At 51.1% G+C, this 14,242-nt stretch carries 12 protein-coding genes; 3 read left to right on the plus strand and 9 right to left on the minus strand.

Features of this window, described 5'->3' with window-relative positions; translation table 11 throughout:
- The 3 genes from F1728_RS17940 to rffA all read right to left on the minus strand — a co-directional run bounded on the left by F1728_RS17940 (position 1) and on the right by rffA (position 3,380).
- Complete coding sequence (locus F1728_RS17940; RefSeq protein WP_155365246.1) at positions 1-1,146, minus strand: Gfo/Idh/MocA family protein; 1,146 nt, start codon at positions 1,144-1,146, stop codon at positions 1-3.
- Positions 1,139-2,062 (minus strand): glycosyltransferase family 2 protein, encoded by a 924-nt coding sequence (locus tag F1728_RS17945; protein WP_261344458.1) that lies wholly within the window; start codon positions 2,060-2,062, stop codon positions 1,139-1,141. Before F1728_RS17945 ends, F1728_RS17940 begins: the two co-directional genes overlap by 8 nt.
- A 106-nt stretch (positions 2,063-2,168) precedes the next feature.
- Positions 2,169-3,380 carry a dTDP-4-amino-4,6-dideoxygalactose transaminase gene (gene rffA / locus F1728_RS17950; protein ID WP_155365248.1) on the minus strand — a complete coding sequence of 404 codons (1,212 nt, stop codon included), beginning with the start codon at positions 3,378-3,380 and terminating at the stop codon, positions 2,169-2,171.
- A gap of 334 nt (positions 3,381-3,714) precedes the next feature.
- On the opposite strand from rffA, the gene F1728_RS17955 reads away from it, so the two are divergent.
- Entirely contained in the window at positions 3,715-5,493 is a 1,779-nt protein-coding gene (locus tag F1728_RS17955) for a hypothetical protein (protein WP_155365249.1), read from the plus strand.
- Between the two features lie 298 nt (positions 5,494-5,791).
- Complete coding sequence (locus F1728_RS17960) at positions 5,792-6,604, plus strand: class I SAM-dependent methyltransferase (RefSeq protein WP_194242420.1); 813 nt, start codon at positions 5,792-5,794, stop codon at positions 6,602-6,604.
- Positions 6,605-6,626: 22 nt separating this feature from the next.
- Here F1728_RS17960 and F1728_RS17965 read toward each other — a convergent pair whose 3' ends face one another.
- The 5 genes from F1728_RS17965 to F1728_RS17985 all read right to left on the minus strand — a co-directional run bounded on the left by F1728_RS17965 (position 6,627) and on the right by F1728_RS17985 (position 11,766).
- Positions 6,627-7,235, minus strand: a complete 609-nt coding sequence (locus F1728_RS17965) for an HAD family hydrolase (protein ID WP_194242421.1) — start codon at positions 7,233-7,235, stop codon at positions 6,627-6,629.
- Positions 7,236-7,246: 11 nt separating this feature from the next.
- Entirely contained in the window at positions 7,247-8,308 is a 1,062-nt protein-coding gene (locus tag F1728_RS17970) for a BPSS1187 family protein (RefSeq protein ID WP_228030222.1), read from the minus strand.
- A 217-nt stretch (positions 8,309-8,525) separates the two neighbouring features.
- Positions 8,526-10,058, minus strand: a complete 1,533-nt coding sequence (locus tag F1728_RS17975) for a hypothetical protein (RefSeq protein WP_155365252.1) — start codon at positions 10,056-10,058, stop codon at positions 8,526-8,528.
- 446 nt (positions 10,059-10,504) lie between these two features.
- Positions 10,505-11,059 carry a PspA/IM30 family protein gene (locus F1728_RS17980; protein WP_155365253.1) on the minus strand — a complete coding sequence of 185 codons (555 nt, stop codon included), beginning with the start codon at positions 11,057-11,059 and terminating at the stop codon, positions 10,505-10,507.
- Positions 11,060-11,178: 119 nt separating this feature from the next.
- Positions 11,179-11,766 (minus strand): RNA polymerase sigma factor, encoded by a 588-nt coding sequence (locus F1728_RS17985; protein ID WP_145044372.1) that lies wholly within the window; start codon positions 11,764-11,766, stop codon positions 11,179-11,181.
- A gap of 228 nt (positions 11,767-11,994) precedes the next feature.
- Between F1728_RS17985 and F1728_RS17990 the strand changes: the two genes are divergently transcribed.
- Positions 11,995-13,236: a lactate racemase domain-containing protein gene (locus tag F1728_RS17990; RefSeq protein WP_194242422.1), complete on the plus strand. Its 1,242-nt coding sequence runs from the start codon at positions 11,995-11,997 to the stop codon at positions 13,234-13,236.
- A gap of 13 nt (positions 13,237-13,249) precedes the next feature.
- Here F1728_RS17990 and F1728_RS17995 read toward each other — a convergent pair whose 3' ends face one another.
- Positions 13,250-14,236 carry a Gfo/Idh/MocA family protein gene (locus F1728_RS17995; RefSeq protein WP_155365255.1) on the minus strand — a complete coding sequence of 329 codons (987 nt, stop codon included), beginning with the start codon at positions 14,234-14,236 and terminating at the stop codon, positions 13,250-13,252.
- Between the last annotated feature and the right edge of the window lie 6 nt (positions 14,237-14,242).

Consider the following 14,242-nt stretch of genomic DNA (forward strand, 5'->3'; position numbering starts at 1 on the left):
TTATTTCTCTGGAACGATGACAGAGACCCATTGATTTGATTCTGACGACCGAGACATCGCGTCAAACATGACCAACCCCTCCAGTGCATGTCCGGTTTCAAACACGTATTCCATATTCTGCTGGGTCCCAGTCTGTTGAAACTGTTGCAGACTGTCCGCGATATCCCAATAAAGATTTCCGAATGCTTCAAGAAAACCGGCTGGATGACCTGACTTGAAGCGGTTATACCGGGCCAGATGCGCTATTCCTGTATCAACACTTGCCCGATCCAGAATGGTTTTGTGCCCCTTATGGTCATGGCAGATTAAATACTCCGGCTCCATCTGCAGCCATTCAGCCGCGCCCCGTTCCCCAAATACACGAACACGCAACCCGTTGCGATAGCCCAGTGCACATTTACTGTACCAGATGTTACACGTGAGTCCCCCCGTGTATTCGGCAACGCAAAGCAAATTATCTATGACCTGGCTGAACCGTCCCTGACTACTCTGGAGTGCCACCAGTTTCTGTGGGTTCTTTCCTGAAAGGAAGTCGATGATATTGTGGACATGGCCACCCAGGTCCAGAGAAAGGGTGGGAAGTTCGGCATCATGCAGGCGCCATTCCTGGGGGACCATAGGCTCTCCATCTCGGTTCAGCCGTGCATAACCCTCCTGAGGCATTTCAATATGAATCTGCTGAATGGCCCCTAACAGGCCTTCATCGATCTGATATTTGAGCTCCCGTAGCATCGGATAGCCCGTATAATTGTAGGTCACTGCCAGGAAGTTGCCATGCTGCTGTTGAGCCTGACGTATCACTAACGCGTCTTCAATGTTGCTGGCGAGAGACTTTTCACAGATCACAGCGTATCCTCCGCGAAACGCCTGAACGACCGGTTCGACATGGTCTGGAGTGGGAGTCAGAACCACAATTGCATCCAGTCGTCCTTGTTCCTGTTCCAGCAATTCAGCAAAAGTCGCATAGTTCCGTTCTGGGGAAACGCCCCACCGTTCGGCGGTTTGACGATTGATTTCGGGATTTCTGCTGAAACAGCCTGCTTTCACTCGAAAACGATCATCCATCTGTGCGGCAATAAAATGTGTCGTTCCGACGGCGGAATTAATTCCACCACCGATAAATCCCAGCTTGAAAGGTTTATTCATCGTCAGAATCCAGTTCGAAGGTGGTTGACTCGATCAGGTAGAGCGGTCTGCCTTTGACTTCATCGAAGATTTTTCCGATGTAGATTCCTACTGCTCCCACAACCATGATCATCAATCCGGTCGACAAATATATGGAAACGATTAAGCTGGTCCAGCCAATAACTGGAATTCCCCAGATGACGTAACGGAAAAGTAACCACAGTGTAAACAGGAACGAAAAACCAGCCAGCAGAAATCCCAGTTTGACAAAGAGGATTAAGAGCTTGTTGGAGTAGGCAATAATAGAGTTGAAAGCCAGGCTGATCATACGGGGGAAGTTATAGGTAGACTTTCCGGTGGGGCGTTTTGCATGTTCTATCGGGATCTCGATTCTGCGGAAACCAGCCCAGATCACAAAGAGTCCAAACGATCTTGTCTGTTCCTTAAATTTCAAAATACTCCGAATGACCTTGCGCGAATAAATACCGAAATTTCCTATCTGGTGTTCAATTCTGGTATTAGTGAAATAGGCAAATACCTTGTAAAAATAGCGAGAACATAGCTTTTTGATTGTGGTGTCCTGTCTGGTGTGACGAATCCCGACTACCACATCAAATCCCTGTTGAGCAGTTTGATACAGCTTGGGGATTTCTTCAGGTTGATCTTGCAGATCACAATCCATGACAATAACCCATTTTCCTCGGGCGAATTCCAGGCCGGCTGTAATCGCATGATGCTGGCCAAAATTTCTCGATAAATTGACTCCTTTAAGTCGAGAATTCTGTGTTGCGAACCGCTGGATCAGACACCAGGAATCATCGGGACTGGCATCATTGACCATGATGATTTCATAATCTTCAGTAATCTGGGATAAAGCCTGGATGAGGCGAGCATAAAGCTCTTCCAGCAGGTCGTGTGCTCCGTATACCGGAGTCACGACACTGATTAGCGGTCCTGATTTTGATACAGAAACTTCCATCGTATCAATCTGAAATATGTATACTCGAATGACAATGAAGAGTGATTTTCATTGTCGGTAACTTTTAAGGGGTATCGAGAGGGCGTTGAAAATCAGTCTTCAACTGTAAACTGTCTGGCAACAGGGACTGAGAAACATTTGTGATTAGAAACTTTTCTATTTCGCAAACGACCCGCTGCTGTTCTTCAGGGGTAATTTCATAATAGAAAGGAAGACGCAGTAAACACGACGCACATTGCTCCGTAACCGGTAAGTCTCCCTCACGATATCCCCATGTCTGTCCGACGGGGGAAGTGTGCAGGGGAATGTAATGGAATACGGCATGAATCTGTTGTTCTTTCAGATGAGCCAGCAGTCCATCCCGCACCGTTTTACTGGGGAGCAGAATATAGAACATATGATGATTGCTGACACAGTCTTCCGGGATCCGGGGTAGACGTAGCAACTGAGCTTCTTCGAGTGGTTGCAGGTTCTTTCTGTAGAACTCGTAGATCTGCTGACGTTTCTGATTGATCTCGTCAAACATTTCCAGTTGTGCATAGAGAAACGCACAGTTCAATTCGCTTAATACAAAGGAAGAACCGATGTCGCACCAGGTGTATTTATCTACGAGTCCCTGAAAGAATGCCTGCCGATTGGTTCCTTTGTCGCGCAGAACATGTGCCCGGTCGACGAACTCTTCTGAGTTCAGGCAGATTGCGCCTCCTTCACCACAGATGAAGTTTTTCGTTTCATGGAAACTGTAGCAACCCAGGTCGCCCAGGGATCCAAGATACTGGTTCTGGTATTGGGCGTTCACGCCTTGTGCTGCATCTTCAATCACACGCAGTCCGTATTTGTCGGCGATCGTCAGGATAAGATCCATTTCGCAACCGACGCCGGCATAATGCACGGGGACGATCGCTTTGGTCTTTTCGGTAATCGCTTGCTCGACCAGTCGTTCATCCATGTTGAGTGTATCCGGTCGGATGTCGACAAACACGGGTTTCGCTCCCATGCGGGCGAAGGCGTTGGCCGTCGAAACAAAAGTGTAGGATGGCATGATGACTTCGTCACCGGGCTGAAGCTCCAGCAGCATGGCTGACAACTCCAGGGCTGCGGTGCAGGACGGTGTGAGGAGAATCTTATGAACCTGGAAACGCTGTTGCATAACCTCCACACAGCGCCGCGCAAAATCACCATCTCCAGAGATATTTCCCAGCGTGACTGCCTGGGCAATATAATGCAGTTCTTTACCAGCAAAAAACGGTTTGTTGAACGGGATTAACGGCGCCATACAAAATGTATCCAAATATGTACATCGTCCCTGATGAGGCCAGATGCGTTATCGTCTTGACCGATCATGATTTGCAAAAAAGAGTCAAGCAGGGGCTATAAATAGCAAGAATAGTGCCACTTGCTCAGCTCCGATTCCCCGCGATGCGAATTAGTGAGGTTACTACTGCCAGAGGGGGCTTATCCAGAGGATTTCAACGATGTTTTCGGATCAACGAAATCACTAATCCGAATGATCGCTATAATCGGAAGTTGTGAAACTGGTATACCTTTTGCTTTTGTAGAGGACGAAGTACGTTATTTATTCATACAGAACCTTATTCGTCTGGTAGCCGATGTCGTCTCAGGTAGAACAATCCAAAAACCCCTCACTGTTGAACTGGTACTGTCAATCGCCGGCACGCTGCGCATTCGGTGTTGTGATCTGCCTGTTTGGATTAACGCTGCTGCTGTTAACGCCCACTTATGACACCAACGATGACCCGGTGATGGCGCTGGTTGCTTCCGGATATGGAACTCTTGAAGGGCCTGACGAGCATCTGCTGTACTCTAATGTTCTGCTGGGATTCATACTGAAGCAACTCTATACGGTCGCACCACTCGTGCCCTGGTATGGTTGTTACCTGTTGCTCACTCAGTTTGTGGCACACTGGCTGCTGCTGTATGCTATTTTGCTCTTGAAGCGAAACAGGTTCACAGTCTTCAGCTACCTGTTTTTTTATCTGGGAGTGGGCGTATATTTCCTGTCGCATCTTCAGTTTACCACGACAGCATTTATGATCGGCCTGGCAGGTTTGTCACTGATATTAGTCAGTCTGTTTCAGGACCAGCGAGGTGGGCATCTTCCCTGGCTCAAATGGGAAGGCGCTGCCTGTCTGATCTATGCCAGTCTGATTCGCTATGCGAGCCTACAGATGTTGTGTCTGGCGAGTCTGCCGCTGATCGTGATTGCAGGCTGGAAATTAGGCAGAAGCGTTCCCCTGAAACCTTACCTGCTGCCGGCAACTCTTGCGATCTGTGGAGTACTGGGAGCTCAGTATTATGATCGTCAGTACTACCAGCAGGATGAGGCCTGGCGCGACTTTCTCCCTTATCATTCGGTAACGGCATCCTTAATCAACTACACACAAATTCCGTATTTCGAACCAACGAAACCCATCTTCGATGAAGTCGGCTGGAGTAATACAGATTACTGGATGCTGCGGGAGTGGGTTTATCTGGATCAGGATACATACAGTCTGGAGCGTCTACAGCAATTCAAAGAAAAAACGGATGCCCTGAGACTCAGTAAATTCCCACAGGTATTAAACGCCTGGGTACACTCAGCCAGACATGCAGCCGTGCATCCTGTCTTCCTGATATGCCTCTACGCCACGATTGTTTTCAATAGACTGAATCAGAAACGTTCCTGGCAGCGTTCGATTATCAGGTGGATGCTCTTCTGGGTTGTCCTGATCATGGTCATGCTGATCGTTTATCTGAAATTACCATCGCGGGTTTTAACATGTCTGATCGCGCTCCCTTTGTACTTCACTCTGTTGTTGAATCAGACCGGACGGACTCAGGCAGATGAGACACAACCACGTGAGCTGAGTATGCTGTTTAAAGCCGGTGTCGTCGTCCTGCTGCTGGGATGTGCGCTGCTGGTCTGGAACCAGAAAATGTGGTCAGATCAGATTGTCACTAAGAACGCTGGATTCAAACAGAATCTGAGAGAAATGATCCAGCGCTGGCCAGAGCGGGTGTTTCTCAGTACGTGGGTGTTTCCTATTGATTGTTTTCTTCCCTATGACGATCAATCCGAAATCCGGGAGCTCAAGTTTCTGTTCCTGAACGGACTGCAACAATCCCCGCGTTTCCAAAATAAGCTGCGCGCGTATGAGATTGAGTCACCGATGGATGAATTACTCGATTCAGATCGTCTGCTCTTGATCACCCGTGAGAAACAGGTTCCCTTGCTCACTTCGTATCTGAAACAGCATTACAAAGGAGCAATGCGATTGAATCTGAAATATCGGGGCGAGGGTTTTCTTGTGTTGCAGTTGTCCCGAGAGAAAAAGAAACCCGAATCGCAAGAACAGGATCCGCCACAGGAACCAGTCCCTGGTAGTTGAACTGTCTCACGCTTTGACAGTTGCCTGCAATTAAGCTTTATGTCTCTGGAGCGAACAGAGCCGCGATCTTACCCACTGAAAGTGGCTGCCGAAATTAATGTAAGTGACTGTCTGGTGGATAGTTCTGGTTTGATACTGTGAAAAGTTATCCCTGCGGCAGCACTGGGGTGGTTCGCGCCCTTTTCAAAAAGCAGGTGGTCGCTGGCGACGGTTTACGTTATTTTGCTGAGGTCACAGAGCATGCATGCATTCGAAAAGAATGCACACCAATTTATTCAATAGTGGAATGGATACGCGGATGACTGAGACTCCACATTATGCCATTCGAGGTGGTCTGCCTGGTCGGGAACGGTTGCGTGTTCTGTCACGTGTCATGTTGGAGAGCACTTCCTCGTTATTGAATCGTTTGGAGCTGGTTGATGGTCTAAATTGTCTGGATGTGGGTTGCGGCGGAGGAGATGTGACGCGCGAACTGGCCCGCCGCATTGCTCCCGCGGGCAGGGCTGTCGGCATTGATCTCGATGCAACCAAACTATCCGTCGCGCAAGAGGAAGCACGTGATTTGGGTTTATCCAACCTGGAATATCGTCAGGTCGATGTGCGGGATGCAGCAGGCCCGCCGGAATATGATGTCGTTTATTCCCGTTTTGTGCTGACTCATCTCAGCAATCCGGAAGCGGTTCTCAGCTCTTTTCTCAAGCAGTTACGTCCGGGAGGAATCCTGGCGCTGGAGGACATCGACTTCAGTGGCTCATTTGCCTGGCCGGAAACTGGTGCGTTTCGCAGGTTCTATGAACTGTATTGCACCGTCGTTCAGAACCGGGGCGGTGATCCGCATATCGGGCAGCGATTGCCTGTGCTTGTCAAAGACTGCGGGCTGGAATCCATTCAGGTCTCAGTCGTGCAACCTACGGGGCTGACTGGTGAAGTCAAATTACTCAACGGTTTAACGATGGAAAACATTGCCGATGCGGTTCTGGCAGACGGACTGGCTTCCACAGAGGAAATTGACCAGATCGTGGATGAACTCAATGCATTTGCCGCAGACGAGCGAACCGTCACCGGCTTACCCCGCATTGTGCAGGTCTGGGGACGTTTACCTCAGAGCTGAGCTTCATGTCGGGCCCATCCAGTCAGACAAAATCGAACAGTGATTCCAAACCAGAGATCACAGCCGTTGCTGAACTGCCTTCACCCGAACGCACGAGATGAATGCCTTTGATGCCTGCTGTCGCTGGTCCGACAACATCCGAAGCATAGCTGTCGCCAACCATCAGGATTTCTTCAGGGGCTAAATTCAGTTGCTGGATGGCCCGTTGATAAATCGCAGGATCAGGTTTGGAGAGACCGCATTCACATGAGAGGAGAACAACATCGAAGTGAGTGCGAAGATTGTGCGCATCGAAGGGGCGGATGTAAGGCGTGGCTAAATTAGAGATGACCGCAGTTTTCACCTGCTGACCATGAAGCTTTTCTAATGCAGAGAGCACATCCAGAAAGAGCCTCACCTTGAGCAGGTCATCAGCAAGGATCTGTTCCAGTCGCTCCAGGTTGAGCTGTGTCTTCAACCGGAGCAGACTGGCATAAGAATCCAGAGTGGGGCAGTCATTGACCAGTGCTTTGTGAATGGCTGCCTGAACACTCAGCGAGGTACAGTGTTTCGCCACTTGTAAAAAAGGTCTGTGATCCTGTGTGAGTTCCAGCAGAGTCCCATACAGATCAAAAATAACGGCCTTAATCACGGCATCAGCTCTCAGCTGTCTCGCTGGTTTTTCTCGCATCCCGGATCCAATGGAACCGGCTTACCAACTTTGTCGACTGGATGCGTAAACAGGTACAGCCAGACCGCTTCATGGATATACTGGCCTTTCGCATTCTTACCAGCATTGCCACCAGGGACGACGGAAGAATGGGCACGGCGGGTATTGTTTTTGACATCGAAGTCGGTAATCAGCCGCCGTGTATTTTCATAAGGAGGCTTTGACTGATCGACGTTGACAATCGGCCCGTATTCATTAAGACCGATCAGCTCCCAGGAACGACAGTAATGATCGCCGGTCCAACCGCCGTCCAGCACATGGGAGAATCCAAAGTAGCGGTTTGTCGGAGTTGCTGAAGGGAGAGACTGCCAGTTCTGATACTGATCGCGGGGACCACAGAACATCACGACCCGGCTCACCTTCTGATGCTTGGCAAAACGGGCAGCGGTGGTAGAACCATGCGAACTGCCCGCCATGATCACATCCTCCCAGCGCAGATCATTGCCGTCGGGAGTCAGGTAATAGTCCCACTTTCCCTGGGGATTGTTTTTCGCCAGCCATTTTACGAACTGCAGAGCCCGCTCTTTCATGCCATCCGGCTTCGGGATGGAAACCTGATCGCTATAGTCCTCGCCGGTAGCAGCTTCCAGCCTCACATTTCCCCTGCAGGTCTCGCCAACCGGATTCTCGCGACAGACTTTGGAGAACCAGCGGTTTGCATAATGGACCTGAATCGCGTGAAAACCTAATTTAGAGAGTCCGTCAAACAGCTGGCTGTTATATCCCATCAGCCAGATGACCAGTTTACCCCGGGGCTTTTTCCGTGTATCGACCACGGCGTGTTCCAGATCCTGAACTTTTCCCTTTGCTTCGAAGACGTAGTCGATCTCCGGATGTTCTTTGGCCCGGGGATCGATTTCACTGGCCCGCGCGGTGAGCTTGTATTCCTGCGGGCGTCGATCGCGATATGTTAACTCACGTTCCTGTGCCAGGGCAGGGGAGACGGAGAATTGAGCGAGGAGAACAAAGACGAGCAGCGATTTGCAGTTCAGCATAAAGACACCAGATAGTATTGAAAACGAATGATGCGATTTGAAACTTACCAGATCTGATTATATCGATCTGGCTGACCTGATTCCCACCCAGACCGGATTGATCTCCTGAGAACGGGGAAGTTTTTCATCTTTGCAGCTTCAACTGCGCATAAAAACAGACCGCAGGGTAACTGTGTCCTGCGGTCTGTATATGTATGTCACATGTGTGATTGCGAGCTTAGAACAAGCCGCCGAAAGTATCCAGCAGAGTAGAGCTGAATGTGGACGGATCGTCGTAGTGCCACATCGTGCGAACCAGATCATACATCATGACGCCGCACAGACACATCAGCACTGTTGAGAAGCCCAGGGCGACGAAGGTGCCAACACCCCACTCCGGTTCGGGAGCGGCCATCGCACCACCACGTCCACCGGCAAAGGAAGCGGGAGCTACAAACTCGGCGTGACTTTCTCCACTCTGGAATGAATCGTCGAAGTCGTCGTCGTCAGCGTCGTAGATGTCATCGAAGTCATCTTCGTCTTCATCAAAGACATCTGACATGCCGTCGTCGCTGGCGAAATCGTCGTCTTCATCAAAGATGCCGGATTCACCATCTTCATCGGAGTCCAGAATGACGGATCCGGAAGATCCACCGGCACTGCCTTCATCATCCAGCATCAGTACGCTGGTATCCGCGTTCGAATCATCGGCAGACAGGTCGAAGCTGCTGTCGTCGTCATCGTCCAGCGCGGGAATTTCCATGGTTGCATCTTTGCTCGCGCCAGATGCCATCATGGGGTTGGTCTCTTCGGCATCGAACGGCTCGAGTGAGATGCCACTGTCGGCTGTAATCGAGATATCGCTGCCGGTATCGTCTTCCAGTGAGATGCCACTTTCATCATCGGCCAGAGAAAGGCCACTCTCATCATCTCCTCCCAATGAGATTCCGCTTTCATCGGCTGCTTCGAGGGAGATTCCACTGTCCAGCGGGCCGGCCAGCGAGATACCACTGTCCGACGCCAGCGAGATGCCACTGTCTTCTGCCAGGATGGAAGAATCATCGCTTTCATCCGAAACCAGAGCGACATCACTGTCACTGACCAGTTCCAGGTCGTCATTGCCTACCAGGGCGACGTCGCTTTCGCTACCCATCGGACTGGAGTCGTCAGCAACGAGTTTCACATCGCTGTCACTTCCCTGGTCCAGATCCATGAGTTCCTCGTCCTGTTCCGCATCGGCATCGACGAGCTTCACATCGCTGTCACTGCTCATGTCGATGCCCGAATCGTCGGTCAGGCGAACATCGCTGTCTGAGTCTTCGCCGACGGCAACCAGTTCGGGCTCGCTGTCGAGTTGCAGATCATCGCCTTCGTCGACCACCAGACGGACATCGCTGTCAGAGCTGCTTAATTCAACCGGCTCATCATCATCGTCATGGACACTGCCTCGAATCACAGTTGCCTGCTCACCGACTTCATCTTCATCGATTACGCTGTCTGATTCAGCGGAGATTTCTTCTTCATCCAGAATTCCGGAATCGAACAGGTCGTCGTCTTCCAGGTCCGCATCTTCGGTATACAGGGGAATGGCGGGATCTGAATCTGCCTGCCGTGTTCGCCCCAGTTCTTCGATATCTTCCAGACGGAACTTCCATGCACCCCGGTCGGCAAACCCTCTAATGTCGCCCGCTTCCCGCAGGCGGTTGAGTTCTTCAGTTTCCATGCCCAGCTGCGCTGCTGCTTCTTCGAGGTTCAGGTACTTTTTGGCCATGGTGGCGCGACTCCGACATCAATGATGTAAATTGAGAAATGAAGTTGTGTTATTCGTCATCGGACAATTGTCTCGGGAATTTCAGTCCGATTAAACCTGAAAAACGGTAGACGAATGCCTTGGCGAAGAAGATACGGGTTCGGTGAATAATGCCAGCCGCACCGGTCGCTCCAGCTTCGTGGCTGATAGTGACGGTTCAAGGCTTAAACCTTCCGAACCCCTTTATTTATCTATTTTTATTCTAAATGAGAACCGGTCTGTTGCAAGTACCTTCTTGCTGATTGGCGGTTTCTTCAGAAACAATTTCTCATTCGAACCATCTGTCCAGATTGAAGGTGGTTCGGTTATCCTAAATCTAACCAGTTTAACTGGTTATGCCGGATTTATGATGCCTGTCGAAATCGAGGAGTTTACCGCGAATCCGGGCCAGCGGATGGGGCCTGTTGTTATTGTCCCAGTTCCCGCTTTAATTCAGCCAGTTCTGAGTCGATCTGCTCGGAGCGGGAGGGGGTGACCGTCGATTCTGGTTCCGGCGCCGCAGCGACTTCCTCGGTGGGAGCGGTGCTGATTCCTGCCTGTTGTGTCAGTTCCACCTGCTTTCGTCGGGCTTCGGCCAGTCTGGCTTCCAGGGCGTGCAGCGTGGTTGTCAAATGTTCGCGGGTTGCGACTGCTGCCCGGTGCTGCTGTTCCAGGCCGGCTTTGAGATCTTCGATCTCCTGTTTTCGGACCAGGGAGTTGCGGGCTTCCGCTTCATCACCCATCGCCAGGGCATTCTTGGCTGCCTCTTTCCATTGAAAGATCTGCTGCTGGTGTTCTTCCAGTTCCTGTTGAATCGCCCGTTCGTTGGAGGTCGCAGTTTTCACGCTGCGGTTCGCGCCCGCGAGTCCTTCTTTCATTTCGGCTATGATCTGCTCGATTTCCTGAATGGGATCGTCTGCATTTTCCAGCAGATGAGTCAAATTACAGGTCACAATATCAGTGAGCCGGCTGAAATAGCTCATTCCCCTCTTCTCCGTACTGTTTCAGTTAATTGATGAAAATGGATGCGATTTCCCAGGCCCGCTCACACCAACGCAATCGGTTGCCGGTGGGTTCATATCTTTTTAAAGTTCGTGATATCTTAATTTTGTTGCGGGCCAGTGACGCCCATCAGTTTCAGTTTTTCCCGCAGTTTTTCCCTGGCCAGCCGCAGACGACTTTTGGCCGTGGCCAGGTTCGTTTCCATGACGTCCGCGACCTCGTTCAGGGTCAGTTCGGAATAATGGTGCAGTGTGAAGGTCAGTCGCTGGTCTTCAGGAATTGTTCCCAGCAGTTCATCTACAATCAACGCTAATTCCTTAATATTTGCCTTCTCTTCCGGCGAGACGACCTCGCTGGCCAGTCGGTTCAGAGAATCGTCTTCGTCCTGTTTTTTTCCCGTATACGCTTTGATCAGGGCATCATGCGACTGTCGGCGGATGCTGTCGATCATCAGATTGCGGGCCACTCGATACATCCAGCCCCGGAACCGTCCCTGGGGCAGGTAATCCCACGACTGGTTGTAGACCCGCAGCAGCGTTTCCTGGGACAGGTCTTCAGAGAGCTGGGAGTCGCGGGTGTTCCGGAAAAAAAATCCAATCAGGGGGCCCTGATATTTTTCCACCAGTTCATCGAAGGCGCGCTGGTCACCACTTTGAATTCGAATCATTAATTGATCGTCTTCTGTCATGATGACCTTTCTGGAAAAAACAGGTGCTGTGCAAGAAACTGGTCGGGTTCCTGAACCGCAATCTGCAATGTTATTCTAATATTGTGATCACAATTCCTGTAGAATTCACCTCTAAACCGCTAACATTTCAGTGTGTCACCCGATTTCACTTAAATCAACAACCAGAATCCCTGATTCGACGCGTCATATCGGATCAGTCAGTGTTGTTGCGTCAGTCAGGATCAAGTTGTGTCGCTCACGGATACTGTCAAAATTGAACTGAAATATGGTCAGACTGGGGATTTCCAATGTGAAATCCCGTCCGAAAGAGTCATCTGCTACCATCAGTCGCCCGAACCATTGTCCGATGTGAAGCAGAAGATGCAGCAGGCATTAAACAGCCCACTGGAACTCCCGCCTCTCAATCTGGCAATTGTACCGGGAGATAAAATTACCATCCTGGTTGATCCACAGGCACCGGAAGCCGGAGCCATCATCGATGCCGTCTGGGCGTACCTTTTAAAATGTGGAATTTCGATCGAAGATCTGACGATTCTGCAGGCCGCCGTTGATTCTGAGGGTGGGGTATCGGAACTTCAGAACTCAGTGTCAGACGAATTGCAGCAACAGGCGAACTGGGTCGTTCACAATCCTGAGTCTCAAGACGACCTCGGATACTTGGGTACGTCGACGGGAGGCGAACGCATTTACCTCTCCCGCCATCTGCTGGAAGCGGATTTCATTTTGCCGATCGAAAAAGTTGGCTACGATCCGCTCATCGGATATGCGGGGGGCGGCAGTTCGCTGTATCCCGGCTTCTCCTCCATGGAAGCGATCGTCAGAAGTCGAGGGCAGTCGCACCGTGAGCTGACTCCGTCCGACAGTCGGCCCCTGCGGCAGTTGATTGACGAAGTGGGCTGGATGCTGGGATTGCAATACAGCCTGCAGGTCATTCCTGCCGGCGGTCAACAGGCTGCGGATATTATATTTGGCAGCCTGGAAGCTGCATTTAGAAAAGGCAAGGAACTGCTCGATCGTGTCTGGCGCGTCGAGCCGGAATATAAAGCCGAGATGATCCTGGTTGCCATAGAGAGCGGACCAGCGGGGCACCAGTGGAATCAGCTGGGAAGCGTACTGGAGACGGCACGCAATCTGGTGACGCAGGATGGTCGCGTTGTGTTACTGACTCAAATCGACGCTGACTTTGGTGAGGGCATGCAGTTGCTGGCCAGTTGTCATGAACCACTGGATGCGATCAAACCACTCCGTGACAAACTGCCATTGGATCTGGTGGCTGCGACCCAACTTGCGCTGGCGGGCGACTGGGCGCTGGTCTGTCTGTTAAGTCAGGCGGACAGTGACCGGGTCGAAGATCTGTTTATCATCCCCCTGGAAGACGAAGCAGAGATCCGCCGCCTGCTGCAGACCGACGAGACAGTCACCGTGATCGCTTCTGCGCAGCATACCTACGGTCAACTCAAGCAGGACTGAGTGGATTTGCGACTCAAGTGATCGGCAGGCTGGCAGATTTAAGCACCGTTTCCTGCACGTCCAGATCATGCTGATAGGAAAAGTCCATATCTTTTTCGCGTCGGATGATTCGAGCCATGTCCGCCACATCATCCTGGTAACGGGTATATCCGTCGAAGGAAATTTCCTGTGAACCTTTTAGGTACTTGCCTTTGGCTTTCTCAAGAGTCAGTTTTGCCGTCGGTCGTGCGAATGGTTGCAGATGATAAGTGCCTTCGGAACCACAGACAACAATATGGCGTCGATTGAAACCATCCACTTCATTACAACTTGATTTTACCGTGGCCAGCGCCCGGGGATATTGAAACACAGCCAGCATGTTGTCCTGCAGTTGATCGTCGATTTGAGAAGCATGCTGTGAGAACGCAGTGACGTTTTCGGGGCGGCCCAGAATCTGAACGACCAGGTCGATCACATGGCATCCCAGTTCAAACATCATTCCTCCCGGCTGGGGTTCGAGTTTAGTTCGACTGGTGGAATCCATCTTCTTGCTGATGACCGTGTGTACTTCAAACGGTTCGCCCAGCCAGCCTTTCTGCAGAAGATCTCGCAGCAGCACCACGCCGGGATTGTAGCGATACATATAACCCATCTGCAGCAGCAGGTGTTTCTGGGCGGCCTGATCCAGAATTCGTTTGAAGTGGGGTAGTGAAAGTCCGGCCGGTTTATCGAGATGGATGTGTTTGCCCGCCCGAATGCAGGTTTCCGCAGTACTCAAGAGATCGGGGACCTCGGTTTCCACGGCGACCGCCTGCAGACCATCGATATTGAGCAGTTGCTCTTCCGTCAGAAACGGGAGCCCCTGGTAAATGCCCGTCGATTCTGCATACTTGCGAAGTTGTGGGTCGGGTTCTACGACGCCTACAACTTCATAGTCGGCCGATTTGCGAAAGGCCTGCATCTTTCCGCCGGCGTGAGGGTGTCCGACACCGATCTGTCCGACTTTGATCTTGTCTACCATGCTGGT

Source organism: Gimesia benthica (assembly GCF_009720525.1).
GTDB classification, from domain to species: Bacteria; Planctomycetota; Planctomycetia; order Planctomycetales; family Planctomycetaceae; genus Gimesia; species Gimesia benthica.

Coding starts and splice junctions, on each gene's coding strand:
- F1728_RS17955 (WP_155365249.1), top strand. CDS start 3,715: ATGTCGTCTCAGGTAGAACAATCCAAAAACCCCTCACTGTTGAACTGG.
- F1728_RS17980 (WP_155365253.1), bottom strand. CDS start 11,059: ATGAGCTATTTCAGCCGGCTCACTGATATTGTGACCTGTAATTTGACT.
- rffA (WP_155365248.1), bottom strand. CDS start 3,380: ATGGCGCCGTTAATCCCGTTCAACAAACCGTTTTTTGCTGGTAAAGAA.
- F1728_RS17995 (WP_155365255.1), bottom strand. CDS start 14,236: ATGGTAGACAAGATCAAAGTCGGACAGATCGGTGTCGGACACCCTCAC.
- F1728_RS17960 (WP_194242420.1), top strand. CDS start 5,792: ATGACTGAGACTCCACATTATGCCATTCGAGGTGGTCTGCCTGGTCGG.
- F1728_RS17975 (WP_155365252.1), bottom strand. CDS start 10,058: ATGGCCAAAAAGTACCTGAACCTCGAAGAAGCAGCAGCGCAGCTGGGC.
- F1728_RS17970 (WP_228030222.1), bottom strand. CDS start 8,308: ATGCTGAACTGCAAATCGCTGCTCGTCTTTGTTCTCCTCGCTCAATTC.
- F1728_RS17985 (WP_145044372.1), bottom strand. CDS start 11,766: ATGACAGAAGACGATCAATTAATGATTCGAATTCAAAGTGGTGACCAG.
- F1728_RS17940 (WP_155365246.1), bottom strand. CDS start 1,146: ATGAATAAACCTTTCAAGCTGGGATTTATCGGTGGTGGAATTAATTCC.